18 protein-coding genes are annotated in these 26,485 nt (G+C 66.3%); 13 read left to right on the forward strand and 5 right to left on the reverse strand.

Features of this window, described 5'->3' with window-relative positions; translation table 11 throughout:
• Positions 1-36: 36 nt before the first annotated feature.
• On the reverse strand, positions 37-1,320 hold the full coding sequence (locus HPC46_RS07005; protein WP_179468185.1) for a BamB-related PQQ repeat family beta-propellar protein: 1,284 nt from the start codon (positions 1,318-1,320) through the stop codon (positions 37-39).
• A gap of 88 nt (positions 1,321-1,408) precedes the next feature.
• On the opposite strand from HPC46_RS07005, the gene HPC46_RS07010 reads away from it, so the two are divergent.
• Positions 1,409-2,155, forward strand: a complete 747-nt coding sequence (locus HPC46_RS07010; RefSeq protein WP_179468187.1) for an acyltransferase — start codon at positions 1,409-1,411, stop codon at positions 2,153-2,155.
• A 141-nt stretch (positions 2,156-2,296) separates the two neighbouring features.
• Complete coding sequence (locus tag HPC46_RS07015; protein WP_179468253.1) at positions 2,297-2,731, forward strand: MPT63 family protein; 435 nt, start codon at positions 2,297-2,299, stop codon at positions 2,729-2,731.
• Between the two features lie 5 nt (positions 2,732-2,736).
• Here the strand turns inward: HPC46_RS07015 and HPC46_RS07020 are convergent, their stop codons facing one another.
• The 3 genes from HPC46_RS07020 to HPC46_RS07030 form a co-directional block, all read right to left on the reverse strand.
• Positions 2,737-3,972, reverse strand: coding sequence for a glycosyltransferase family 4 protein (locus HPC46_RS07020; RefSeq protein ID WP_179468189.1), 1,236 nt, complete (start codon positions 3,970-3,972; stop codon positions 2,737-2,739).
• Positions 3,973-4,060: 88 nt separating this feature from the next.
• The gene (locus HPC46_RS07025) at positions 4,061-5,620 is read right to left on the reverse strand and encodes a 1,4-alpha-glucan branching protein domain-containing protein (protein WP_179468191.1); all 1,560 of its coding nucleotides are present in this window, start codon (positions 5,618-5,620) and stop codon (positions 4,061-4,063) included.
• Positions 5,617-6,462, reverse strand: a complete 846-nt coding sequence (locus HPC46_RS07030) for a class I SAM-dependent methyltransferase (RefSeq protein ID WP_407665474.1) — start codon at positions 6,460-6,462, stop codon at positions 5,617-5,619. The genes HPC46_RS07025 and HPC46_RS07030 overlap by 4 nt, the downstream gene beginning before the upstream one ends.
• Before the next feature lie 135 nt (positions 6,463-6,597).
• Between HPC46_RS07030 and HPC46_RS07035 the strand changes: the two genes are divergently transcribed.
• The 11 genes from HPC46_RS07035 to HPC46_RS35935 all read left to right on the forward strand — a co-directional run bounded on the left by HPC46_RS07035 (position 6,598) and on the right by HPC46_RS35935 (position 25,287).
• Positions 6,598-7,389, forward strand: coding sequence for an electron transfer flavoprotein subunit beta/FixA family protein (locus HPC46_RS07035; RefSeq protein ID WP_179468195.1), 792 nt, complete (start codon positions 6,598-6,600; stop codon positions 7,387-7,389).
• Positions 7,390-7,432: 43 nt separating this feature from the next.
• Positions 7,433-8,389, forward strand: coding sequence for an electron transfer flavoprotein subunit alpha/FixB family protein (locus tag HPC46_RS07040; protein ID WP_179468197.1), 957 nt, complete (start codon positions 7,433-7,435; stop codon positions 8,387-8,389).
• A 132-nt stretch (positions 8,390-8,521) separates the two neighbouring features.
• Complete coding sequence (locus HPC46_RS07045) at positions 8,522-9,373, forward strand: GNAT family N-acetyltransferase (RefSeq protein ID WP_179468199.1); 852 nt, start codon at positions 8,522-8,524, stop codon at positions 9,371-9,373.
• Complete coding sequence (locus HPC46_RS07050) at positions 9,370-10,206, forward strand: lysophospholipid acyltransferase family protein (RefSeq protein WP_179468201.1); 837 nt, start codon at positions 9,370-9,372, stop codon at positions 10,204-10,206. The genes HPC46_RS07045 and HPC46_RS07050 overlap by 4 nt, the downstream gene beginning before the upstream one ends.
• A 57-nt stretch (positions 10,207-10,263) precedes the next feature.
• Positions 10,264-11,469: a cysteine desulfurase family protein gene (locus HPC46_RS07055; protein WP_179468203.1), complete on the forward strand. Its 1,206-nt coding sequence runs from the start codon at positions 10,264-10,266 to the stop codon at positions 11,467-11,469.
• On the forward strand, positions 11,466-12,542 hold the full coding sequence (mnmA, locus tag HPC46_RS07060; RefSeq protein ID WP_179468205.1) for a tRNA 2-thiouridine(34) synthase MnmA: 1,077 nt from the start codon (positions 11,466-11,468) through the stop codon (positions 12,540-12,542). Before HPC46_RS07055 ends, mnmA begins: the two co-directional genes overlap by 4 nt.
• 311 nt (positions 12,543-12,853) lie before the next feature.
• On the forward strand, positions 12,854-19,504 hold the full coding sequence (locus tag HPC46_RS07065) for an nSTAND1 domain-containing NTPase (protein WP_179468207.1): 6,651 nt from the start codon (positions 12,854-12,856) through the stop codon (positions 19,502-19,504).
• Between the two features lie 23 nt (positions 19,505-19,527).
• A complete protein-coding gene (locus tag HPC46_RS07070) occupies positions 19,528-22,302 on the forward strand; it encodes an AAA family ATPase (protein WP_179468209.1) in 2,775 nt (924 codons plus the stop codon).
• A 267-nt stretch (positions 22,303-22,569) separates the two neighbouring features.
• Positions 22,570-23,028 carry a RyR domain-containing protein gene (locus tag HPC46_RS35730; RefSeq protein ID WP_179468211.1) on the forward strand — a complete coding sequence of 153 codons (459 nt, stop codon included), beginning with the start codon at positions 22,570-22,572 and terminating at the stop codon, positions 23,026-23,028.
• 42 nt (positions 23,029-23,070) lie between these two features.
• Positions 23,071-25,092, forward strand: coding sequence for an NAD-binding protein (locus tag HPC46_RS07080; RefSeq protein ID WP_179468213.1), 2,022 nt, complete (start codon positions 23,071-23,073; stop codon positions 25,090-25,092).
• Between the two features lie 12 nt (positions 25,093-25,104).
• On the forward strand, positions 25,105-25,287 hold the full coding sequence (locus HPC46_RS35935) for a TIR domain-containing protein (protein ID WP_179468215.1): 183 nt from the start codon (positions 25,105-25,107) through the stop codon (positions 25,285-25,287).
• 558 nt (positions 25,288-25,845) lie between these two features.
• Here HPC46_RS35935 and HPC46_RS07090 read toward each other — a convergent pair.
• A complete protein-coding gene (locus HPC46_RS07090; RefSeq protein ID WP_233716266.1) occupies positions 25,846-26,364 on the reverse strand; it encodes a sensor domain-containing protein in 519 nt (172 codons plus the stop codon).
• Between the last annotated feature and the right edge of the window lie 121 nt (positions 26,365-26,485).

Raw genomic sequence — 26,485 nt, forward strand, 5'->3', positions numbered from 1 at the left:
GGGTCAGGACACGGCATTGGCCAAAAGGCCTCGGTGCTAGGCCGGGTCGAAGCTGTACAGCTGACCGGCGCTGGTGGCCACCACCACCCGGCGATCCAGGCCCACGGACACGCCCACCGGGAAGCCGTCGGCCGCCGGCATCGGATAGCTGTTCAGAGTGCGGCCGTTGGCGATGTCGAACACCAGCAACGACAGCCCCGACGGTGGATCGGCCACCACCGCGTATCCCACCGTCCCGGCCTGACTCGACGAACTCAGCGGGGTGATGTCGTTGCGGCGCCAGCTCGTGTCGGCGTGGTTGCCCGCGTCCTTGATTGCGACGAGATGAGTGCCCGGGCCGCCGCCGACGACGATCCGTCCGTCCGGTGACACCGATGGTGGGGTCTGCGGCAGGAAGTCCAGTGGCACAGACCATTTCACCTTGCCATCGGAGGTGTTCAGCGCCCAGAGTTTCTGGTCGCGGCCGGTGACGTACACGACCGCGCCGTCGCTCGAGGACACCGGGGCGGCCAGCACTCCGTCGGCGATGGCGTCGCTGGTCCACTCCCGTGTCAGCAGCGGGGTCTGGCCGGGGTGGTATTGCAGGCCGACGAGCGTCGACGCCCTGGCGCCCGGCTGCCACAGACTCACGATGATCATCTGGGTCTTCGCGGCATACGCAGGCGGAGCCGCCACCGGGCACTGGGCCAGTGCGCGGGCGCAGTCGGCCAGACCGCGGGTGGAATCGGTGGGGTCGAGCCCCTCGACGAGATCGAGCGGTGTCCCGGTCACGTCGCCGCGATGCGAGTCGAAAACCAGGACCTGACCCAGATGGGTGACCACCAACAGCTGGCCGCCGCCGAGAAACCTTGCCGTGGTTGGCATTCCGATGACATTCTGGCGCCAGCGAATCCACTGGGTGGGCGGGTAGGCCTGCATCATGCCGGGCTGGCCGATGAACAGATTGTCGAACTGGTCAAACAGCGGGCTGGCGAATCCGCCGCCGAGCACCATGCGGGTGCACCAGCGTTGGCGGCCGTTGTTGTCGTTCTCCCACACCATCAGCGAACAGCCGCCGGGTGTCTGGCCGTTCACCGCCAGGTAGCTGCCCTCGCCCAGTGCGGCGCCGGCGCCCAGCTCGCCCTTGACCGACCGGCTCCACGTGAGCCGCAGCGCCGACGCGCCGGCGGTGGAGGTGTAGCTGCTGTTGGCGGCATCGCCGTATTGGGCGGCCCAGCCGTGCGCCGCGGTGGAGTGGACCCAAGAGTCGGTGTTGCCACACCCGGCCAACCCGGTCACGACCAACGCGGCCGACGCCGACGCCAGCAATCGCCGCAGCACCCGTGCCACCTTTCCATCCCGCCATCCCGCCACCCGACAGTACAGGCGAGGGTAACTCGAACCATTCGTGGCGTTAGGCTCTCAGCCCATGACGTCGATGTGGGGCTCGCCGGTCCACAAGAGGTGGAAGGGCTCGCGCTTGCGCGATCCGCGTCAGGCCAGGTTCCTGACCAAGGAATCGCTGCGCTGGGTTATCGCCAATCGGGCGTACACACCCTGGTACCTGGTGCGCTACTGGCGGCTGCTGAAGTTCAAACTGGCCAACCCGCATGTCATCACCCGCGGCATGGTGTTCCTGGGCAAGAACGTCGAGATCCACGCCACCCCGGAACTGGCGCAGCTGGAGATCGGCCGGTGGGTGCACATCGGCGACAAGAACACCATCCGGGCCCACGAGGGCTCGCTGCGGTTCGGCGACAAGGTGGTGCTCGGGCGCGACAACGTCATCAATTGCTATCTCGACATCGAGCTCGGTGATTCCGCGCTGATGGCCGACTGGTGCTACGTCTGCGACTTCGACCACAAGATGGACAACATCGAGATGCCGATCAAGGACCAGGGCATCATCAAGAGCCCGGTCCGCATCGGCCCGGACACCTGGATCGCGGCCAAGGTGACCGTGCTGCGGGGCACCACGATCGGGCGCGGATGCGTGCTCGGTGCTCACGCGGTTGTCAAGGGCGATATCCCAGACTTCTCGATCGCCGTCGGCTCGCCGGCGAAGGTGGTCAAGAACCGCAAACTGGCCTGGGACACCTCGGCCGCACAGCGGGCCGAGCTTGCGGCCGCGTTGGCAGATATCGAGCGCAAGAAGGCCTCGCGTCTAGAGGCTTAGGTCACCACAGGGTGAGCCTTTGGGCACTATGGTCCGGCGTTTGTCTGGAGTTATGCCAGAGGCATCCAATCACGTCTCCTCGGGGAGGGCCCTGTGACGATCTCCAGAAGCATCAAGGCAGTATTGGCCACCGCGGTGAGCATGCTCATCGTGCTGGCGGCCGCACCGTTTTCGGCGGCGGCCGACTATCCCATTGTCGGCCGGTTGGGTAGCCCGCTGACGATGACCGACAGTGTCGGCCAGATAGCCCTGACCTGGACGGTCAGCGGCCTCCAGCCATCCAATGACGTCATGCCCGGCTATCCCGTCGCGGGCCGGCTCTGGGAGGCCACGGCCACGGTCAACGCCCTGAACGGCCCCGTCACGCCGGCTGTTTCGCAGTTCAACGCGGTCGCCCCGAACGAGGCGGCCTACCGGGTGCTGTGGATGGTCGCGGCACCGTCGAACATCAGTGGCGCCACCATTCCGCAAGGCGCGACGGCGACGGGCAAGATCCACTTCGACGTCACCGGTCCGCCGCCGACGACGGTCACCATGAACAACGGCATGCAGGACCTGCTGATCTGGACGCCCTGACCTGACTATGAGCGCCCGGGCAGGGCGTGCTCGATGATCGGCCGGCGCGGCAGCGGATCGCGTTCGTGGCGTTTGGCGGCCAGATAGACCTGCGCGGTCTCGGCGGCCACGGTATGCCAGTCGAAATCGGATGTCAGACGCTCGCGGGCGGCGTTCGCCCGCTGTTGTGCGGCAACGGGATCGTCGAGGACGCGCCGCACCGCGTCGGCCAGCGCGCCGACGTCGCGCGGCGGGAACGACACCCCGGTCTCGCCGTCGATCACCGCTTCGCCGAGGCCGCCGACATTCGAGGTGACCAGCGGCGCGCCTGCGGCGGCCGCTTCGAGTGCGGCGATGCCGAACGGTTCGTAGTGGCTGGGCAGCACCGCGGCGTTGGTCTGATGCAGCAGGCGCAGTAGCTGATCGTGGTCGACGCGGCCGACGAACCGAACCGCCTTGAGCACCTTGTGCTTTCGGGCTACCTCGACGAGCCAGTCCTGCTGGGTGCCGTCACCGGCGATCGTCAGTGTGGTTCCGGGGTGGGTGCGACGGATGCGGGCGAGCGCTGCGATCGCCTCGTGCACACCCTTCTCGTATTCCAGCCGTCCGACGTACAGCAGCTCCGGCGGACCGGTGTGAGCCCGCCGCGGCGCGAACGGCCAACGGCTGGAGTCGATTCCGTTACGGATCACGACGATCTCGGCCAGGTCGGGGCCGAACAGGTCGGTGATCTCGTCCGACATGGACGCCGAGCAGGAGATCAGCGAATCGGATTCCCGGACGAACCATGACTCCACCGCGTGCACCTGGCGGCTGATCTGCCCGGAAACCCAGCCGGAATGCCGGCCCGCCTCGGTGGCGTGCACCGTGGAAACCATTGGCACATCGAAGAATTCGGCCAATGCGATCGCGGGATGGGCGACCAGCCAATCGTGGGCGTGCACGACATCGGGCTGCCAGCCCTTGGCGTGCAGGGTCAGCCCCGCGCGGGTCATGGCGTGGCCCATTGCCAGTGTCCAGGCCATCAGGTCGCGGCCGAAGTCGAACTCGTGCGGGTCCTGTGCGGCGGCGATCACCCGCACGCCCTCGTGGACCTCGTCGGTGGTCGGATGGGTGCTGGGATCGGTCCCGGACGGCCGCCGCGAGAGCACCACCACGTCGTGGCCGTCGGCGGCGAGCGCGGTCGCCAGCTGATAGACGTGCCTGCCCAGCCCGCCGATGATCACCGGCGGGTATTCCCACGACACCATAAGGATTTTCACGCGGTGACCTTCTGTCGCGAACGTGCGCGAACTGCTCGGAAATTCGGCGTGTCAGCGTGCCGACACGCACGCTCGCGGAGAGAGGCCATCACGGCAGCCGCCTTGCGTCCAGTGCGCCGAACAAGCCGTCAGCGCGGTTCCAGCCGGCGGCCAGCCGTTCGGCGGCATCACGGCGTCCTGACGCCAGTGCGTCGGAGATCTCCCGTGCGGCGTGGGCGTGCAGATGCGCACGATAGCGCGCGTAATCGGCCGCGGAATCCTTGCTGACCATGAACGGCCAGTCGCTGGACACGGTCAGCAGCGTCTCGCGCAGGATCTGATCGGCGACGAAATCCCGGCTGGGCGCGCTGTGCGCCAGCGCTTTATCGACGCATCCCAGCGCGGTGTCGACGACCTCGGTGTTGAGCTGGACCAGATCGGCCACCTGGTCACCGGACCACACCTGCCAGTCCTTGCCGGATCCCCAAGAGCTGGGTGGCAATTCGACGGGTGCGCCGACGAACCCGGCGCTCAGTGCGTCGCGCAGCGTGCCGACTCGGACACCGGCTTCCGGCAGCGCACGCAGCAACCGCTCCAGCCAAATCGGTCCCTCGTACCACCAGTGCCCGAACAACTCGGTGTCGAAGGCGGCCACCACGTGCGCGGGACGGCCGATGCGCTCCGACTCCGAGACCAGTCGCTGACGCACCAGGCCGACGAAATCCGCGACGTGGGTGTCGATGGCTTTGTCGGCGCGCTGAGGGTCGTACGGCGCCTTGGCGTCTGAGTCGACGTTGCGGCCGGTGACCCGTGCCGGCTTGAGTCCGGTCAGGTGGTCGTAGGTGTGGAAATCGCGGTAGGCGGCATGCCCTGGGTAGCCCGATTTGGGCGACCACACCCGGTAGCTGACCTGCAGGTCGCGGCCGAAGGCCACCACGTCCGTCGACCCGACCGGCCGGCCCAGCGCGGTGTCACCGTGCAGCGACGGCCCGTCGACCATGAAGTGGCCGACGCCTGCTGCGGCATAATCGTGTTCCATGCCTGGGGCATAAGCACATTCGGGCGCCCAGATGCCCTTCGGTGTGTGGGCGAACCGCTGGCCGGCGTCGGCTAGCCCCTCGCGCAGCGCGAACTCGCGCAGCCGAGGGTTGAGCAGCGGCTGGAATGGGTGGGCGAGCGGGCCGCCCAACAGCTCCACGGTGCCGGCGTCGATCAGCTGGCGCAGCAGCGGGCTGGCGCCGTGGCGCCAGAGGGTGCCGAACTCCTCGAGTGCCCGGCCGGCCTCGTCGTACTCGCGAATGCCGAACTCGCGCAATGCTTCCGGAGTGGTCGCGGTACCAGGCTCGGCGCCGGTCGGGGTGCGCAGGGTGGCGGCCTCCAGCGCACGCAGCTGCCAGTTGGCCAGCCAGCGCTGCATGCCGTCCAGGCAGTAAGGGTCGTCGAGTTGGGCGGTGACCACCGGCGTCATGCCCAGGGTGAGCACTCCTCGGCGGCCCTCTGCGGCGAGCGTGCGCAGCACCCGCATCAGCGGCAGATAGGCCGCCGACCAGGATTGGTAGAGCCATTCCTCGCCCACCGGCCAGCGGCCGTGATGGGCCAGCCACGGCAGATGGGTGTGCAGGACCAGGGTGAACTGCCCGGGCACCTGCTCAGGTGCGTCAAGACTCATACACGCACCGCGATCGCCACCAGATCCAGGCTGTCGTCGATGTTGCGCCCGGCTTGTTCGAGTAGGTCGAAGTCCTCGCAGCGCACGGCTGCGACATCGGCCAGCAGGTCGTCGGACCACGGGGCGTCGGCCAGCGCCCGCGCGATCTGAGCGTCGATGATCGAGCCGCCGTGACGCTCGTCCATCGCGACCAGGCCGGGTCCGTGAAATACCCCGCTCATCGAGCGCATGTCGAAGCCGCCGTCGGTGAGCAGTTCGGCCAGTTCGGCGGCATTGAGCTCACGGGTGTGGAACGGGTTGATCGGGGTGTCGCGACCGGGGGAGAACGTGATGCGGTTGGGGGTCGACATCAACAGCAAACCGCCAGGTCGCAAGACTCGCGCGCATTCGGCGACGAACTGTGGCTGATCCCACAGGTGCTCGATGACCTGGAAGTTCACCACAACGTCAACCGAAGCGTCGGGCAGCGGAAGAGCGGCCAAATTGCCTGCGAGCATGGTCACCCGGGGGTAGCGCGCCGCAACGTGCGCCACCGTCGCCTCGTCATAGTCCACGGCCACCACCCGGTTGGCCACCGAGGCGATGAGGTCGGCTCCGTAGCCCTCACCGCAACCAGCCTCGAGCACGTCACGACCTGCGCAAAGGTCCAACAGGCGGCGATAGACCACCTCATGACGGCGAAACCAGTAGTTCTCTTCCGCCAGCCCGGGGATGGTCCGCTCGCCGGTCAGCGGTAAACCGCTGTCACCTGCATCAGTCACGAATGCGCTCATTGCAAGGCAGGCTAACCCGAAGTTGGCGGTTCGCGAACTGCTCGGTACCGATGGGCTGCTAATACACAAACTTCGACCAGCTATGGTGTTCGTGCGAACCACTCTAAGTTACCCATCGGTAACATGATGTGAGTTGCGGAATGACCAAAAGTCTTGCGACCTTCCCTGGCCGCAGGACGCCTGCCAGGAGGACGTAGAAGACTCATGACGAACATCGTGGTCCTGATCAAACAGGTCCCAGACACGTGGTCCGAGCGAAAGCTGTCCGAGGGAGACTTCACGCTCGATCGCGACGCCGCCGATGCCGTGCTGGACGAGATCAACGAGCGTGCCGTCGAAGAAGCCCTGCTGATCAAGGAGAAAGAGGGCGGCGAGGGCACCGTGACCGTGCTGACCGCCGGCCCGGAGCGCGCCACCGAGGCGATCCGCAAGGCGCTGTCGATGGGCGCCGACAAGGCCGTACACCTGCTCGACGCCGGCATGCACGGCTCCGACATGGTGCAGACCGGCTGGGCTCTGGCCCGCGCGCTGGGCGCCATCGAAGGCACCGAGCTGGTCATCGCCGGCAACGAGGCCACTGACGGCACCGGCGGTGCGGTTCCGGCGATCATCGCCGAGTACCTCGGCCTGCCTCAGCTGACGCATCTGCGCAAGGTGACCGTCGAGGGCGGCAAGATCACCGGCGAGCGGGAGACCGACGAAGGCGTGTTCACCGTCGAGGCAACACTGCCCGCGGTCATCAGCGTCACCGAGAAGATCAACGAGCCGCGCTTCCCGTCCTTCAAGGGCATCATGGCCGCGAAGAAGAAGGAAGTGACCACCCTGACGCTGGCCGAGATCGGTGTCGAGGGCGACGAGGTCGGCCTGGCCAACGCCGGCACGACGGTGACGGCGTCCACGCCGAAGCCGCCGAAGACCGCTGGCGAGAAGATCACCGACGAGGGCGAAGGCGGCAAGAAGATCGCCGAGTACCTGGTCGCGCAAAAGATCATCTAGAACCCGTTCCCGGATCATCCGAAAGACAAGAGGCTGAACAGCTATGGCTGAAGTACTTGTGCTCGTCGAGCACGCCGAAGGTGCGGTGAAGAAAGTCACCGCCGAACTCATCACCGCCGCCCGCACTCTGGGCGAGCCCGCCGCCGTCGTGATCGGTGCCCCCGGCACCGCCGCGCCGCTGGTCGACGCCCTCAAGGAAGCCGGTGCGGCGAAGATCTACGTCGCCGAGTCGGCCGACGCCGAGAGTTACCTGATCACCCCGTTCGTCGACGTCCTGGCGTCGTTGGTGGAGTCGGCCACTCCGGCCGCCGTGCTGCTGGCCGCCAACGCCGACGGCAAGGAGATCGCCGGCCGGCTGGCCGCACGCACCGGTGCGGGCGTGCTGTCCGACGTCGTCGACGTCAAAGAGGGCGGCACGGGCATCCACTCGATCTTCGGTGGCGCGTTCACCGTCGAGGCCAAGGCCAATGGTGACACCCCGGTGATCACCGTGCGTCCCGGCGCCATCGAGGCTTCGCCTGCCGCCGGTGCCGGTGAGCAGGTCAGCGTCGAGGTGCCCGCACAGGCCGAGAACGCCACCAAGATCACCAAGCGGGAGCCCGCCGTTGCCGGCGACCGTCCCGAGCTCACTGAGGCCAGTGTCGTGGTCTCCGGTGGCCGTGGTGTCGGCAGTGCCGACAAGTTCTCGGTCGTCGAGGACCTGGCGGACTCGCTGGGTGGCGCCGTCGGCGCATCGCGTGCCGCCGTCGACTCGGGCTACTACCCGGGCCAGTTCCAGGTGGGCCAGACCGGAAAGACGGTTTCGCCGCAGCTGTACATCGCGCTGGGCATCTCCGGTGCGATCCAGCACCGTGCCGGTATGCAGACCTCGAAGACGATCATCGCGGTGAACAAGGACGAGGAAGCCCCGATCTTCGAGATCGCCGATTACGGCATCGTGGGCGATCTGTTCAACGTCACCCCGCAGCTGACCGAGGCGGTCAAGGCCCGCAAGGGTTAAGTACCTCAGAAAAGCCCCCGGCACCGGTTTCCGGTGTTCGGGGGCTTCTCGCTTTTATTGGTCATCGAGCGTGCACGAACACGTCACGCTGGCGTTGACATCCCGCCGAACACCTCCGCAACCGTTTCAGCTATGAGCACTGCCGCTGTACTCATAGCTCCTGACCAGAACGAGACCGCCGCACTGCGCGGCCCCCGCTACTCGCTGCTGCTGTCCACCGATCCCACGTTGATCGAGGCGGCCCAGCGGCTGCGTTATCAGGTGTTCACCACCGAGCCCGGTTATGCACTGCCCGCCGACGGCGACGGCCGTGACGCCGACCGGTTCGACGAATTCTGCGACCACCTGCTGGTGCGCGAGGACATCTCGGGCGAGCTGGTCGGCTGCTACCGGATGCTTCCGCCTCCCGGCGCGATTGCCGCTGGAAGTCTCTACACCGCAACAGAATTCGATGTGAGCGCGCTCGACGTGCTGCGGCCGTCGCTGGTGGAGATGGGCCGCGCCGTGGTCCGCGGCGACCACCGCAACGGCGCGGTGGTGCTGCTCATGTGGGCCGGCATCCTGGCCTACCTGGACCGGTGCGGATACGACTACGTCACCGGATGCGTCTCGGTGCCCACGCATTCAGAAGACCCGGCGGGTGCACCCCCCGGCAGCCAGATTCGCGGGGTCCGTGACTTCGTTCTGCGCCGACACGCCGCCGCGCCCGAGCACACGGTGTATCCGTACCGCCCGGTCGTCCTCGACGGGGTCGGCCTGGACGACATCGCGCCGCCGGCCAGGCCCACGATTCCGCCCCTGATGCGCGGCTACCTGCGGCTTGGCGCCCGGGTCTGCGGTGAGCCCGCCCACGACCCGGAGTTCGGCGTCGGCGACTTCCCGGCCCTGCTGGACAAGCGCGAGGCCGACACCCGCTACCTGACCCGGCTGCGCTCGGTCTCGGCGGCCAGCGAGATGGCCGGCGGGATGGGGGAGACGGCATGACCGCCCCCGATCACGCCTGGCTGCCTCGGGCGCTGTGCGACGCGAGCTGCGTGCGCGCCGGCGGTGCCCCGCCGTCGCGGCGGTTCATCGCCGGGCTCCGCGCAGGAGTCCGCATCACGGCGGCGTTGACGATGTTGTTGATGGTGCCGCTGCTGGCGGTGCCGCTGCCCGGCCGGTCACGCGTGCAGCGGTTGTATTGCCGGACCTTCCTGCGCTGCCTCGGCGTGCGAATCACCGTGTCGGGCGGACCGATTCGCAACCTGCGCGGCGTGCTGGTGGTCAGTGGCCACGTCTCGTGGATCGACATCTTCGTCATCGGCTCGGTGCTGCCGGGCGCGTTTGTCGCGCGGGCCGACTTGATCGACTGGCCAGCGGTCGGACTCGCCGCGCGCATCATGAAGGTGATCCCGATCGACCGCGGCAGTCTGCGCAGGCTGCCGCAGGTCGTGGCGCAGGTGGCCGGGCGGCTGCGCAACGGGCAGACCGTCGTCGCCTTCCCCGAGGGCACCACCTGGTGCGGGCTGGCCTACGGGCAGTTCCGCCCGGCGATGTTCCAGGCCGCGGTCGATTCCGGCCGCCCGGTCCAGCCGCTGCGGCTGACCTACCTCCACCGCGACGGCCGGCCCTCGACGGTCACGGCGTTCGTCGGCGATGACACGCTCTGGCAGTCGCTGAGCCGCACGGTCCGGGCCCGGCTGACCGTCGTCGACGTCGAGGTCGCCTCCCTGGAGCTGCCCGGCGCCGACCGGCGCGAGCTGGCGTCCCGCTGCGAGGTGGCTGTTCGCGGCCAGATCGCGCCGCGCTTCGAGCACTGCCACGCACTGGCGGGCTGACTGCCCGTTTTCGGCGTGGTCAGGGCGACCTGCTCGGGCCGGTATTCTGGACGAGCTATGAGCCCGACCACCGGTCCGGTGTATCTCGACCACGCTGCCACCACCCCGATGCACGCTGCTGCCATCGAGGCGATGACGGCCGCGCTGGCCACCGTCGGGAACGCCTCCTCGTTGCACACCGCAGGCCGCGACGCCCGCCGCCGGATGGAGGAGGCCCGGGAGAGCATCGCGGCGCGGCTTGGCGCCCGCCCGTCCGAGGTGATCTTCACCGCCGGCGGCACCGAGAGCGACAACCTCGCCGTCAAGGGCATCTACTGGGCCCGCCGCGACGTGGCTGCGGGCCGCCGCCGCATCGTCACCACCGCCGTCGAACACCACGCCGTTCTCGACGCCGTCACCTGGCTGGCCGAACACGAGGGTGCTGAGGTGACGTTCCTGCCCACCGAACCCGACGGTTCGGTGACCGCCGCCGCCCTTCGCGACATCCTGGAACAGCACGATGACGTGGCGCTGGTGTCGGTGATGTGGGCCAACAACGAAGTCGGCACGATCATGCCGATCGCCGAATTGGCAGCGGTGGCAGCCGAATTCGATGTGCCGATGCACAGCGACGCGGTGCAGGCCGTCGGCCACATCCCGGTGGACTTCGCTGGCTCGGGCCTGTCGGCCGTCAGTCTGGCCGCGCACAAGTTCGGTGGACCCACCGGCGTCGGCGCGCTGCTGCTGCGCCGCGCCACCGCCTGCGTCCCGCTGCTGCACGGCGGCGGCCAGGAGCGCGATGTCCGTTCCGGCACACCGGATGTCGCAGGTGTGGTCGCGATGGCCGCGGCCGCCGACGTGGCCGTCGAATCCCTCGAGGAGATCGGTGCCCACCTGCGTGTCTTGCGCGAGCGACTCATCGACGGGGTTCTGGGTTCCATCTCCGACACGCATCTCAACGGCGCCGTTGGCGATCGGCGGCTGCCGGGCAACACCCACTTCACCTTCCGCGGTTGCGAGGGTGACTCCCTGCTGATGTTGTTGGACGCCAACGGAATCGAATGCTCCACCGGGTCGGCGTGTACGGCCGGTGTGGCTCAGCCGTCACACGTTCTGCTGGCCATGGGAGCCGACGCCGACGCTTCGCGGGGCTCGCTGCGATTGTCGTTGGGGCACACCACCACTGAAGCCGACGTCGATGCGGCGCTGCGGGTGCTGCCCGCCGCTGTCGAGCGTGCCCGCCAGGCCGCACTGGCCAGCTCGTCGCTGGGAGCGTTGCGATGAGGGTGCTGGCCGCGATGAGTGGCGGCGTCGACTCGTCGGTGGCCGCCGCCAGGATGGTCGACGCCGGCCACGACGTCGTCGGCGTACACCTGGCGCTGTCCAAGGCACCTGGGACCCTGCGCACCGGCTCGCGCGGATGCTGCTCCAAGGAGGACGCCGGCGATGCCCGCCGGGTTGCCGATGTGCTCGGAATTCCTTTCTACGTCTGGGATTTCGCCGACAAGTTCGCCGAGGACGTCATCGACGACTTCGTCTCGTCCTACGAGCGCGGCGAAACCCCGAACCCGTGCGTGCGGTGCAACGAGAAGATCAAGTTCTCCGCGCTGGCCGCCAAGGCACTGGCGCTGGGCTTCGACGTGGTGGCCACCGGCCACTACGCCCGGCTGTCCGAAGGCCGGTTGCGCCGCGCGGTCGACGCCGACAAGGACCAGTCTTACGTGCTGGGCGTGCTGACCGCACAGCAGCTGCGCCACGCCGCATTCCCGGTCGGAGACACTCCCAAGCCGGCGATCCGCGAGGAAGCCGCCCGCCGGGGACTGTCGGTGGCCGAGAAGCCCGACAGTCACGACATCTGCTTCATCCCCTCCGGGGACACCCAGGCGTTCCTCGGCGCCCGGATCGGGGTGCGTCGCGGCAACGTCGTCGACGATGCGAGTGGTGCCGTCCTCGCCGAGCACGATGGCGTGCACGGCTTCACCATCGGGCAGCGCAAGGGCCTCGGCATCGCCGGGCCGGGACCGGACGGCCTGCCCCGCTACGTCACGGCCATCGACGCCGAATCGCAGACGGTGCGGGTGGGCGCGAAAGAGGATCTCGAGGTGCGGTCACTGACCGGTGCGAGGCCGGTGTTCACCTCCGGCGTCGCACCGACCGGACTCGTGGAATGCGAGGTCCAGGTACGCGCCCACGGTGGGGTGGTGCCGGCCGTCGCCGAAATCGTCGCCGACGAGTTGCGGGTGGCGCTGCGGACCCCGCTTCGCGGCGTCGCGCCGGGCCAGACGATGGTGCTCTACCGGCCCGATCCGGCCGGTGACGAGGTCATCGGCAGCGCCACGATCAGCGCGCGCAGCTGACAACGACGACTGTGCTGAGGTGCGGCACCGACGTTGCCAGGCATCGTCGGATCTCAGATCGGACCAGATAGCGTTGTTTGCCATGCCGATTCGCAACACCGCGGTGAAAGCTGAGCTGAATACGTTCTGGGCGGCAATCGTCGTCTAAGGATTTCCTGTGTGCTTCGGGCTGGCCTGGGCTGATGGCCCAGTGCGGTGCCACAATGCACCAGTCGTTGATTCGTGAAGCCGGTCGCGGGGGATTCATGTCTCGGATCTTCCTTAGTCATTCCAGCCTCGATTGGCGTGAGGCAGTCGCACTCAAGCAGTGGTTGACTGAGCAGCGGCCCGAATTGGCCGGCGAAATCTTCCTGGACATCGACACCGATACCGGGTTGCGGCTCAGTGAGCATTGGGACGCCCAACTCGTCACCAGCAATTCGCGCTGTGAGTATCTGATTTGTCTGATGTCGCGGAACTGGGCGGCGTCGCGAGAATGCCCCGTCGAGTACCGGACCGCCGAGGGTTTCGGCAAGCGGATTCTGGTCGCCCGCATCGAGGACGCCGGTGATGGTGACATCACGTCGCGGTGGCAGCGTTGTGATCTGTTCGCCGACGGCAACAAGACGGAGATCGCCATAGATGCCGGGCCGCCGGTGCTGTTCAACACCGCCGCGCTGGACCAAGTCAAGAAGGCGATTGAGGGTTCAGGTGTTTCGCCAGAACACTTCAAGTGGCCGCCCGCCGAGGATCCGGGGCGTGCGCCGTATCGAGGGTGGGATCCCTTTGAGGACATCGACGCCGGGGTCTTTTTCGGCCGGGATGCGGAGATCGCCAGGGGGTTGGACGAACTGCGGTCGATGCGCGATCGACTTCGGGCTCAATTCGCGGGGCGCAAATCACTATTCGTGGTGCTCGGGCCGTCGGGCAGTGGCAAGTCCTCGTTTTTGCGGGCCGGCCTGATTCCGCGGTTGCAGCGTGACGACCGCAATTTCGTGGTGTTGGGCCTCGTGCGCCCCGGACGCAATGCACTCATCGGAGAACGTGGGTTGGCCGCGGCGATCCAGTCCGCGCGTAGTGCGCTGAAATTGCCGGGCACGCCACCGTTGGGCGAGATCAAGAGGATTTGTCGAGACGGGGATGCCGAACGCGTCTACGACCTCTTGATGGAAATCCGTGCCGCGGCTATCGCGCGGCTCGCCGAGAACGTACTGCCGACGAAGCCGGACGCGGCTGGGGTCGTACCGGCCCGCGAATTAGTAGGTCCCACTTTGGTTTTGCCGTTGGATCAAGCCGAAGAGTTGTTCTCGGCCAATGCTGTCTCGACCGACGCCGCCCACGAAGCCGAGCGATTCCTAGCTCTGCTGGCGGCGGTGATCGCCCGGGCCAACACCCACGAGGTCAGGCTGATGGTCGCAGCCAGCATCCGAACCGACTGCTACGAGTCGATGCAAAACCACCCCGCCCTGACCGATATCGAGAAGGTCGTATTTAGCGAACTGAAAACGATTCCACCACATCAATTCCCAATCGCGATCCGGGGACCGGCCAAGCGCGCCACCGAGGCGGGCCATCAACTCACGATCGCCGACGATCTGGTCGACCGGCTGATCGCCGACGCCGGTGACGGCGCTGACACGCTGCCGCTGCTGGCCCTGACTCTCAACCGGCTCTACACCGATTACGGAACCGCCCAAACGATAACTGTCGCGGACTACGAGTCGATGGGAGGCATGCGCGATGTGGTCGACAACCAGATCGAGCAGATTCTGCCGACCGCACCACACGAGCGTGATGCCGCGCTGGCACTGCTGCGCTCTGCGTTCATCCCGTGGCTTGCCTCGATAAACCCCGACAGCGATCAGCCTATGCGCCGGGTAGCGCTGCTCTCCGAGCTCCCCTCGGAGAGTGAAAGACTGATCAACGCTCTGGTGGAGAAGCGGCTGCTGCAGCGCGACCACCGTGACGGCCAGCCGGTCGTCGAGGTTGCACTGGAAAGCCTACTGCGCCAGTGGGATCAGCTCGCCGATTGGCTACAGGAGGAGCGCCATAATCTCGTCGCCGCTGCTGAGCTTGAACGCGCCGCCCGAGCGTGGGACAAGAATGACCGCAAGCCGGGGTGGCTGCTGGAAGGTGACCGGCTCAGTGCCGCCGAAAGCCTGATTGCCGCATCGGGATTTGCCGAGTTCGCCGAGCAGATCGCCAATGCGAGGCAGTTCCTCGCCGCGTCGCGGGCTCGCGAAGACGCGAAGATCGCCCGTGAGCAAGAGATGCAGCGGGCCGAGCATCAACGATTCTGCGATGTGGTCGCAGGTCAACTCCTCGCGGAATCGGCGGCGATGCTTGCCGGCAAAGCTCCCGGTGGGGATGTGCGCGCCTTCCAGCAACTCCTGGTGGCCCATGGTCTTTCGTCTGAGCCCGATGACAAGCCGATTCTTGACGCGCTCGCCGCCAGAGCTCAGATACTCAAACTCATCGAGACCGGCAGTTGTGTGAGGAGCGTGGCGTTCAGTCCTGACGGGCACAGCTTGGCTACTGCTGGTGCTGATGGTTCTGTGCGGGTGTGGGATTCGGCCAGCGGTCGGTCTGTTGCTGATCCGTTTGTGGGGCATACCGGGTTTGTGTTTGGTGTGGCGTTCAGTCCTGACGGGCGCAGGTTGGCTTCTGCTGGTGCTGATGGTTCTGTGCGGGTGTGGGATTCGGCCAGCGGTCGGTCTGTTGCTGATCCGTTTGTGGGGCATACCGGGTTTGTGTTTGGTGTGGCGTTCAGTCCTGACGGGCGCAGGTTGGCTTCTGCTGGTGCTGATGGTTCTGTGCGGGTGTGGGATTCGGCTGTCGGTCAGCCGCTCAACCGGGATCTTCCCGGCCACAATGCAGCCGTCTCTAATGTGGCGTTCAGCCCCGACGGGCACCGGCTGGCCAGTGCGGGATGGGACGCGACGGTGCGCTTGTGGGATGTCCAGACCGGCGATGCAGTCGGCGATCCCTTCATCGGGCACGTCGGAATCGTGTGCAGCGTGATGTTCAGCCCGGACGGACGAGTGCTGGCCAGTGCCGGTCGTGACGCGACGGTGCGCTTGTGGGATGTCCAGACCGGCCAACCCATCGGGGAGCCGATGGTCGGGCATGACGGCTGGGTGCGCAGTGTGGCGTTCAGCCCCGACGGGCGAGTGGTGGCCAGTGCCGGTCGCGATGCGACGGTGCGCTTGTGGGATGTCGAGACCGGCCAACCGCTCGCCGAACCCGTTGTCGGGCATGCCGGCGAGGTGAATTGTGTGGCGTTCAGCCCTGACGGCCAACATCTCGCCAGTGTGGGCGACGACGGCACGGCACGACTGCTGGACGCGCGCATCCGCCAGCCGTTCGGCGAGCCGCTCGCGGCGGACGCGGGGGTGGTGAGCGTGGCGTTCAGCCCCGACGGGCAGAGCCTTACGGCCGCGACCTGCGATGCCGCCGGCCGAAATCCGGCGATTCGAATGTGGGACGCCCACACCGGACAGCACGCATGCGATGTCAACTTGCGGCTTCCCGACGAACCGGCGCACGTGTGGGATGCCGCTTCCACCGACGACGAGATAGCCCAGCACCTCCGGGAGGTCACGTTCGTCGAGTTCAGCCCGGATGGCGAACGCCTGGCAACCGCCGCCGAGCACACCATACGAATGTGGGATGCCCGCACCGGTCGCCCCATCGGGGACCCTCTGACCGCCCAGAGCGATCTGATCTACGAACTGGCCTTCAGCCCCGATGGGCGCCGACTGGCAGCGGCTTCCTCCAGCGACACGATAGTGATATGGGACGTCGACAGCGGACAACCGGTCGGCGAGCCCCTCTCTGGTCACCTGGGTGAACTGGGCAGCATAGCGTTCAGCCCCGATGGGCGATATCTAGCCAGCGGGGGCGAAGATGGCACGGTACGGCTGTGGAACGGCCACACAGGCGAACCCGTCGGCGAACCCCTCAGCGGTCACACCGACATGGTCTGGAGTGTGGCCTTCAGTCCCGACGGACTCCGACTGGCCAGCGCCAGCCGTGACGCGACAGTGCGGCTATGGGACGTCGGCACGGGCCACCCTCTGAGCGAACCGCTTGTCGGCCACACGAATTGGGTGCGCACGGTGGGATTCAGCCCGGACGGACGCAAGATCGCCTCAGGCTCCCTGGACGGAACTGTGCGGCTGTGGGACGCGGACACCGGCCAAGCACTTGGCGAACCCCTTGTCGGTCATACAAATTGGGTGCGCAGTGTGGCGTTCAGCCCAGATGGCCGCCGCCTCGCCAGCGCGGCGCGGGATCAGACCGTTCGATTCTGGGATGTGCAGACGGGCGAACCAGTTGGTGATCCGCTCACCTGTGGGAATGGCTGGATGTTCAACATCTCCTTCAGCTCGGATGGGCGCCACCTCGTGGGCGCCAGTGGAAACAGCCTCGGGGTCGGGCACACTGCGGTGATTCTGATGGACGTTCATTCCCACGACATCAGCAACTCGGTAGCCGGGCACACCGGCATGATTCGCACGGTTGCGTTCAGTCCAGACGGGCGGCTCTTCGCCAGCGGGGGCGACGATGCGCAGCTGCGCCTGTGGGATGCTGAGACCGGCCTGCTGATCGGCGCTCCGTTGATGGGTCACTACGGCGCGGTGTGGAGTGTGGCGTTCAGCGCGGATGGCTTGCTGATCGCGAGCGCAGGCGGCGATGAGACGGTGCGGCTCTGGGATGCCCGCACCGGCCAGCCGGTCGGCGAACCCTTGACTGGGCACCAAGGATGGGTACGCACGGTCGCGTTCAGCCCAGACGGGCAACTTCTCGCCAGCGCGGGCGACGATGAGACGGTGCGGCTCTGGGACGCGCACACTGGCCAGCCGGTCGGCGAACCCCTGGCCGGGCACACCGGTGAGGTGTCCTGCGTGGCGTTCAGCCCGGACGGGCTCAGGCTCGCCAGCGCCAGCTGGGATCAGACGGTGCGGCGATGGGATACCCGCACCGGCCTGCCGTTGGGCGAACCGATTACCGGTCACGGCTCTGAAGTGCATTGTGTGACTTTCAGCCCCGACGGTGAGCGCCTGGCAATCGGTACCGATGAGTCGCTGTCGCTATGGAACAGCGAAACCGGCCAGCGCATCAGTGATCCCAGCGTCGAGGACCGCGCATTGGCCGTCGAAGTGGCATTCAGCCCCGACGGACAAACACTCGTGAGCGCCAGCTGGACCAAGGGCGCACGACGGTGGGATCCGCAGACCGGCGCGCCATTGTCGGATCCAACGGAGTCGGATTCGTTTGTGGTGACGTGCGTTGCGTTCAGTCCCGATGGGAAGCGCTTTGCGCTGGGCAGCGCGACGATGGGTAGCCCCGCCCCGACGGTTCGCTTGTGGGACGCCAACACCGGAACGTTGCTCGCCGGAGCTGGCGACACCGTTGACGACGACCGGGATGCTGAGGACTGCATGGCCTTCAGCCTCGATGGAAAACGCCTCGCCGTCGGTGGTCTGGCCAGTGTGACCACGCAGGTGTGGGATCTCGATGCCGATTCTGTTGTCGGCGCCCCGGTCAGCGCACTCAGCGGCCCGATCACCAGCGTCGCGCTCAGTCCGAATGGGCGTCGCCTGGTCACCGCGACTGCGCAGACAATGCAGGTCTGGGATGCGCGTACCGGACTGGCTGTGGGAGAGCCACTCGTGGAGTCCATCGGTCGGGTGGACTGCATGGCGCTGAGCCCCGACGGGCATCGGATCGCCGCAGCCTGTGAGGGAGTGTTGAGGCTGTGGGACATCCGTACCGGCCTGCCGTCGGGTGAGCCACTGACCGGTCACATCAGCCCGATTCGCGCGGTGACCTTCAGCCCCGACGGGCGGCTTGTTGCCAGTGCTGGCTGGGATGAGGTGATTCGTTTGTGGGACACCGACACCGGTCAGCCTTTCGGTCCACCTCTTGCCGGCCACACCAATGCGGTCTCCGCGTTGTCGTTCAGCCCCGACGGGCGGCTGCTGGCCAGTGGCAGTGACGACAACACGGTCCAGCTGTGGGACATCCGGACGGGCGCACCCGTCCGAAATCCACTGACTGGCCATCGCGGCGAGGTCACCACCGTAGTGTTCAGCCCGGACGGACGCACCGTGGCCAGCGGCGATGCCAACCACGATGTCCGTTTATGGCAGGTGAGCACGCCGAGCGAAGAGCTGGCAACCAAACTGACCGCCGGTATCAGCGAACAGGACTGGCGCGAGTGGGTTTCGCCGGATATTGACTACCTCTACTCATGTCCGAAAGAATTGAACCGCAACGGTGTCGGACGCAACGCCAGGGCACGGACGTCATCGGAAGGTGCGGGGTCATGGATGACGTGGTTGCCCGCTGACCACGAGCAGAGCACCGACCTCCTCGCACGGTTGGCGTCGGCCACACCGCACATTTTTGGCGGTGCCAGGCTGCTCAGCAGCCGGTGGTCGCAGCTCTCCTTCTATGAGGCGCACCGGATCGTCGAACTGGAACTCGCGCGTGACGATGACGTCGTCGCAACAATATTCGTGCTCGACGGCCCCAACGGTCCGCTGTGGCTCAACGGAGACAGCGCACCAATCCATGAGATCAACGAAGCCGAGTCCCTGATGTTGACCGATTCGGCGGTGGCCGACTACATCCGGTTCTTCTTCTTTTTCCTCAGAGCCGATGACGGTGCCTTCGTCATCGTCGAGTCCGGCGATGAGATCCAGCCCGGTGACATCCTCGTCGACGGCCCGGGCGATGTACTCACCCTCGAGGAGGCACGGCAGAAGGCGCGCCCGATGGTGAATCACGGTCGCGACGCGACGAATCGGTGGGAAGCTCGGCTCACCGTCGCCTATTTTGGCGAACTGTTCCGCGTGTCGATTTCCGTTACCACCGGCGGGTTTGTCCAGATGGGGAGGGATGAGCCGATCGGCGAGTTGGGCAACCTTGTGATCCCGGGCTATCCACCGCTCGGGCTGGCGGCGCGGCCATCGTGACGACGGTGAAGGAGCGCGGATAGGTGAGTCTGCCGGAAAAATCCACTCAGCCGTGGGCGTCATGGGAGCCACTCGACGAGGATCGCGCCGCCGAGATCCTGGCTCGTCTCGCCGCCGAGCTTCCTGCGTTCTTCGCCGATTCGATAGTGCTCGAATGCCGTTCGTCGCCGCTGTCTTTCTATGACGATCATCAGCTGATCGAACTCGGCTTCGTCCGGGACCACGGCACCGAGCGGGCATTCGTGCTCGACGGCCTCGGCACCACCGTGTGGCTGAGCGGGGACTCGGGGCCTATCCATGAGACCAACGAGAACGAATCGCTGGCATTGACCGACGAGACCGTTGCTGACTACGTCCGGTTCTTCTTCTACTTCCTGCGTGCCGATTCGGGCGCCTTCGTCCTCACCGAGGACAGTTCCGAGATCGGGCCCGATGACGATACCGACGTCGACTCAACCGAGGCGGGAACGGCGCTGACGTTGGCGGAGGCGAGAGGCCAAACGCGGCCGTTGACGGCGCGCGGCCGCGACGACGGGCGTTGGCTGTTCGACGCCACCATCGCCTACGGCGACGCACTGTTCACCAGCTCGATCGCGGTCGGGCCGGACGGACAAGTGGAGATGCTCGATGACGAACCGATCGGCACACTCGACGGTTTGGTGGTCTCGCAGCCGCCGGCCCTGACACTACAGATTCAGGCCGACCATCTTGCGGCAGAACCACCAGATACGCGGTATCGCAGCGAGGGGCCGCTCGACGACGCGGTGCAACCCGACCGTGAGGTGACTCAGGCGGTGGTTGCGGCGCTCCTGGAGGATGCGTTGCGGGAGCGCAACTCTGATACCAAACCCGGCAGTGTTCTGTTGCGCCACTTCAATTCTCAAACCCATGCCGACCGGCCGATCGAGCAATTGACCCGGCTCATGTCGGAGTCCACGGCGATGGTGCTGATCGAGTCGGACATCCCGTTCGTCGAGGATTTTGTTGCCCGGTTGGCCGCCGCGCCCGACGTCGGCCACGGTGATGTCGTGCGGGCCGGCCCGGTCTCCGGTGACGACCTGCGCTGTGAGGTCGCCGTCAACAATCACAGCAAGCTGTATCTGCTGTCGTTTCAGACCTATCGAGGTCTATTCGACGCCGAACGAGTGGCCAATGATCTGGCGCTGAGCGACGCGTCGGTGCTCATCGGCTGCAATCGCGCTGGCGAGGTGCCCGAACCGCTACGGCGGATGGCCGATCTTGTGTTGAGCTTCCCGCGGATCGACCGGCAGCGCTTCGCCCGCATTTTCGAGCGGGTATTCGGCGTCAAACCCGTTGCGGGTTGGGAAGGCGAGGGTAGCGACTGGACCCGGTTCCTGGTCCCCGCCGACTTCCACGCACCACGTCGGCTGGGCCTATCCGCTACGGAAGCCTTGACGTTGCTGCGCGATCGGGTGGCGGCGCGCCTGGATGCGGTGACCCCGGACGTCGGTCCGCGACTGAACGAACTCCACGGCCTCGGTGAGGCGCGTCAGGTCGCCGAAGACCTCATCGAGGATATCCGCGCCGCCCAGGATGGCGAGATTCCGTGGACGGCAGTGGATCGGGGCCTGTTGTTGGTCGGGGCACCCGGGACCGGCAAGACGACGCTGGCCCGTGCGATCGCCAAGGAATGCGGCGTCAAATTCGTCGTCGCGAGCGCCGCGAACTGGCAGTCGTCGGGCTACCTGGACGCGCACTTGCGGGCGATGCGAAACGATTTCGCGGAGGCGCGGCGCTACGCACCGGCGATCCTGTTCATCGACGAGGTCGACAGCGTCGGCAGCCGTGAGCGGATCCAGGGACCCAGCGTGCAGTATCAGACCGAGGTGATCAATGCTCTGCTCGCGGAGATTCAGGGCATCGATTCAACCGAGTCGGTGATCGTGATCGCGGCGACGAACTATCTCGACAACGTGGACCCCGCATTGCGTCGTGCCGGGCGGCTGGACCAGGTGGTCGAGATTCCCTTGCCGAATATCGAAGGCTTGGAACGGATTTACGGCTACTACCTCGATCTGTTCGCATCCGGCGGGGGCGAGCTGGGATCGGATGTCGACGTGCGGGGTTTGGCCGAGCTGACTTTCGGGTTGAGCGCCGCCGATGTCGAGTTCTTCGTACGTGGCGGTGCCCGACGGGCGCGGCGCAACCGCAGGCCGCTGGGGCAGGAGGATCTGCTCGCCGAAGTCACCCGCCGCCCCCGGCACCCCGACAGTGCGCCGCGTCTCACGCCGGCAGAGATGCGCCGGGTCGCCATCCACGAGGCCGGGCACGCAGTCGCTCGGCTGACCAGCGCCACGAAGGGGGCGGACCTGACTTTCGTCACGATCACCCCCCGCCTTGATGGTTCGTTGGGATTCACCGCGGCCGTGCCGGCCGACACCCGGGTGCTCACCCGGCGAAGTATGCTCGAGCAACTCGAAACGGTTCTTGCCGGGCGTGCCGCCGAGGAAGTGATTTTCGGCCCCGACGACATCAGCGCCGGTGCGGGTGGGCAGAGTTCGGGCAGCGATCTGGCGGTCGCGACGCGGCTGGCAACGCTCTTGGTCTGTCAATCTGGGCTCAGCGCCGACAGCCTTCTTCGGTGGACAACCCAGCCCACCGCCGATCAAGACCAGAAGATCGATCAGGTGCTGCGGGATGCCTACCGCAACACGCGAAGCCGACTTCAGGCGTGCCGAGCGCTGCTCGAACAGGTTGCCAAGACGTTGCAGGACAAACAAGAAGTCAGCGGGAAGGAGTTGCGCCAACTCCTCCAGGAGATCGGTCCACAGCCATAGCCCTATCCGATTGTGCGGCGCGTGTACCGACGCGCTCGCCCGAGTCGGCGATTGACCGCGACCGGATCTTTGGTGGCACGGCCTGCACCTCTGCGCTTGTGCGGCTTGCACATTGCGCAGCCGCGCCACGAACGTGACGGATGGTGGTTCGACACGGTTGCTCCCGGCAGTACTCCGCCCGAAGGCTAAGAGAGCGACGATACCGCCTGAGTCACCAGATGGCCAGTGGCAGCCGTGTCACTGACCACGTTTCGCTACTGTGGTTGGGTGCGGGACGAGTCGGTTGAAGCCATCGCCCGCGCGATCCATGAGAGCTGGTGTGGCGAGCAGCGTGCCGCCGGTGTTGCCGCGCCACCCGGTTGGGACGAACTCGACGAGTCCCGGCGAAACTCCAGCCGTGCTCAAGCCCGCGATATCGCGGTCAAACTCGACCTCATTGGATGCGCGATCGCACCATTGACCGGCGGTGGCGCCCAAGAATTCCGGTTCACCGACGACGAGGTGAATTATCTGGGTAGTCACGAGCACGATCGCTGGGTCAAGGAGCGGATCGCCGCCGGGTGGCGTCCGGGGCCGAAGGACCCTGCGGCGAAGACGACGCCCTATCTGGTGCCGTTCGACCAGTTGCCCGCCGACATCGCCGAGTACGACCGGATGTTCGTCCGCGAAATCCCCAACCTGCTCGCGGTCGTGGGCCTGCAGGTCATTCGGGTCAACCCCAGCTGAATCGCCCGACATGATCGCGATGCCGATGAGATGATCCCAGCGGTGAGGGCCCAGCCAACGGGCGGGCAGACGCTCACCATGGTGCGGGACGGAGAAGCGATGGCGGACCCCTCGACGAGCGCGACGAACTCCGGCGCAGCCGCCAGTCCCGATGGGCTCGTCAAACATGCGCGTTTCCAGCGGCTGCTGGCATTGCGGTGGGCGGATGTGCGCTGGGTGGTCCTTCTCGTGCTGGGGATCATCGCGGCCGTTTTCGGCTACCTCGGGTACCGCCAGTCCTACGCTTCCCTTCCTCCGGGAGAGCCCGCTGGCGGCTGGACGGACTACCTCTACCACGCCCTCGGGCTGTTTGCCCCCGGATCCGGGCCGGAACGGCCGGGGCTACCGGTCTTGCTCGATATCGCACGCTTTCTCGCGCCCGCGGTGGCCGGCTACGCGGCGCTCACTGCGTTGGCTGTGCTCTTCCGAGACCGGACCCAACAGATCCGCATTCCATTCATGACGAATCACATAGTGGTGTGCGGTCTCGGCTACATCGGAGACGTATTCATCCATCACCTCCGGGAGGACGACGCCCCGCGGCGCGACCGAATCGCCGCCGCGCTGGACACTCTGCTTCGCAGGAAACCCAAGCGGTTGTCCCGCACCGTCGTTGTGGTCGAGCTCGACCCAGCCAACCCACTGATCGACAAGTGCCGCCAGCGGGGCGTGCCGGTGATCATCGGCGATGCACAGTCCGAGCGCACGCTGCGCGCCGCCGGCATCAGACATGCCGCGCACCTGCTGGCGGTCACCGACCAGGATGCCGTCAACGCCCAGATCGTGGCCATTGCTCGGGACATGGCTCGCAGTCGACACCGGCGGGTCTTGCATTGCCTGGCCCGCATCGACAACCCCGACCTATGTGCCTTGTTGCGAGTCCGGGAGCTCGCCCGCGAACTGACGTCGAGCGGCGACCAGTCCACGCAGGATCCACACGACAGTTTGTCGACACTGCACTACTTCAATCCCGATGAGACCGCAGCCCGTATGTGGCTCGAGCAGTGCCCGTTCATCGACAAGGACACCCGAAACCCGCATCTGCTGGTCAGCCGGCTGGATCAGTTGGGGACCTGGCTGGTCAGGACCGCCGCACGGATTTGGGACGACACCAATCCGAGCACTCCGCTGTGGATCACCGTCGTCGACGAGGACGCCGAGGAACGTGTTGCCGACCTCATGAGCTGCCACCCGGAACTGGAGCAGGTGTGCCGGTTCTCTCCGCCGATCAGGGCCACGGCTCGCGACCTGGCCCGGTTGCCGCAGCTGCACGCTGAGGCGGGTGCGCCACCGTTGACCCGGGCGTACGTGACCGCGAGCCGCGATGAGATCGCAGCCGAGGACGCTTTGAACGTGCGTCAACTCCTGCCTCCCGGGATTCCGGTGGCGGTCGCGCTGTCACGTACCCACGGTGTGACGAGCCTGATCAGAGACGCGCACAGAACCGGTTTGGATATCGAGGTGTTCCTGACCCTGGAACAAATCTGTACCAAGCAACTCGTCGAGGGTGGGTCGTTCGAACCCATCGCGAGGGCCCTCCACGAACGTTGGCGCGCGATGGAACGCAAGCCGGGGGAGCCGGATCCGCCGACGTGGGATGAGCTCGAAGAGTCGCGCCGTCGATCCAACTTCGCGCACGCCCGCCATATCAAGAAAAAGCTCCACCAGATGAACTGCGTCGTCACCCCGCTGGGCGACTGGAGGGCAACACATTTCACGTTCTCGCCGGCCGAGGTGGACACTCTCGCCCGGCAAGAGCACGAACGATGGAACGCGGACCGCTGGAACGACGGCTGGGAGTTGGCGGAGGTCAAAGACCCGGAAAAGAAGCTCTCGCCGTACCTGATTCCGTTCGACGAGCTTCAAGAGAAGTATCCAGACATCGCCGAGTACGACCGAAACTTCGCGCGCGAACTCCCTGCGTTGCTGGCTTCGCTGGGACTGCAGATCAAACGCCTGGAGGTCTCGCCTCATGCGTCCGCCTCTGTCGACGGTGGCCCTCACGGTGACTCGGCTCGCGTCTGAAGGTGGGCTGTGATGGCGCATGACGTGTTTATCAGTCATTCGTCATTGGATGAACCCGCTGCTGATGCCGTTTGCGCAGAGCTCGAGGCGAGGGGGATTCGGTGCTGGACTGCGCCTCGGGATATCAGGCCGCCGGAGGAGCTCGCTCGAATTGTTGTCCCTTGGCACGACGTGGGCCGTTCTGAGCGCCGATAATTGCCACTCGGGCTGAACCCGCACATCGTAGGATGCCGAAATGACGGACACTCCCTCGCCCGGGTCGGGTTGGTGGCGGGCATCAGATGAAAAGTGGTATCCCCAGCGGTGGGAGTACACACAATTCACGGCGTCAGGCGAGGGTCGCAGCTGCACGAGTTTGGCGTATGACAGCGCATTGCAACAACTCAACGCACTAGGAACGCAGGGATGGGAACTGGTCGACTGGACGGCGTCATCAGGAGGGTCGAGTATCGCTTACCTCGACTACTGGTGCAACGTCCGGTGCATTATGAAACGGCCGTCCGTCCCCCAGTAGCATTTTCCACCTCTGGGACGAGGCCGACAGGAGCTCGGACTACCCCGTTACGGCGTCAGCGTAGCCGGCCGCACGACTCCACATTTGGGATATTCGGCCTAATCGCGCGAAGGCGTGAATCACCCTCGCGAACTCGGCGATGCCGCCACTGACTCCGGAACGGAAATTCGATGCGTCGTATCCGCAATGAAGCTCACTGTGGGCCACCGCCCCAACAATTCGTTACGGTTCGACGGTCCTCAACCCGGAATCTTGTTGACGATGTTCGCCATCACGATCTCGGGCACCGACTCGGGATACGTGCAGAAGGTCACCTCGACCAGAACCGACGTCTTCAGCCGGTAGTCGCGGCCGCACCGGCCCGGCCGGGTGTGCAGCGATTCGGTGTCCGCGGTGACCTCGCCGACCAGATATGACCCCATCGGTCCCGCGGCGCAGCGATGCACTGTCGTCGACAGCATGTTGAACGCCTGGCGTGCCGTGTCGTTGTCCCGGTAGGCCGCCGCCCCCTCCGAGATCAGTGCGCGCCGGGCCGGGTGCTGAAAGCTGGTCTTGTGGAAGTCCTCGACATCGGGGCCGAAGGTGTCGGTCTCGGCGAACAGGAAGCGGCAATCGCTTGGCACCGATTCGGCCAGCTGCTCGATGTCAACGGGGACTTTGCCGTCCATGGTCGGAATGATCGTCAGGTCCTGGCCGCCGCCGGTGATCGCCTGCATCTGTGCCTGGGTCAGCAGCACCTGGTCGACATCGACGGTCAAGTCCAGGGGCGTGGTGTACGACGTCGTCGTGTGATTCTTCGATGTGATGGTTCAGGCGGTCAGTGCCGCGGGGGTGGCCTCCTGTTCGGTCGGTGAGCTCTGATCGGCTCGGGATTTGCTG

Source organism: Mycolicibacterium vinylchloridicum, from assembly GCF_013404075.1.
GTDB lineage: Bacteria > Actinomycetota > Actinomycetes > Mycobacteriales > Mycobacteriaceae > Mycobacterium > Mycobacterium vinylchloridicum.

Coding starts and splice junctions, on each gene's coding strand:
- HPC46_RS07045 (WP_179468199.1), top strand. CDS start 8,522: ATGAGCACTGCCGCTGTACTCATAGCTCCTGACCAGAACGAGACCGCC.
- HPC46_RS07025 (WP_179468191.1), bottom strand. CDS start 5,620: ATGAGTCTTGACGCACCTGAGCAGGTGCCCGGGCAGTTCACCCTGGTC.
- HPC46_RS07050 (WP_179468201.1), top strand. CDS start 9,370: ATGACCGCCCCCGATCACGCCTGGCTGCCTCGGGCGCTGTGCGACGCG.
- HPC46_RS07015 (WP_179468253.1), top strand. CDS start 2,297: ATGCTCATCGTGCTGGCGGCCGCACCGTTTTCGGCGGCGGCCGACTAT.
- HPC46_RS07055 (WP_179468203.1), top strand. CDS start 10,264: ATGAGCCCGACCACCGGTCCGGTGTATCTCGACCACGCTGCCACCACC.
- HPC46_RS07035 (WP_179468195.1), top strand. CDS start 6,598: ATGACGAACATCGTGGTCCTGATCAAACAGGTCCCAGACACGTGGTCC.
- HPC46_RS35935 (WP_179468215.1), top strand. CDS start 25,105: ATGGCGCATGACGTGTTTATCAGTCATTCGTCATTGGATGAACCCGCT.
- HPC46_RS07010 (WP_179468187.1), top strand. CDS start 1,409: ATGACGTCGATGTGGGGCTCGCCGGTCCACAAGAGGTGGAAGGGCTCG.
- HPC46_RS07040 (WP_179468197.1), top strand. CDS start 7,433: ATGGCTGAAGTACTTGTGCTCGTCGAGCACGCCGAAGGTGCGGTGAAG.
- mnmA (WP_179468205.1), top strand. CDS start 11,466: ATGAGGGTGCTGGCCGCGATGAGTGGCGGCGTCGACTCGTCGGTGGCC.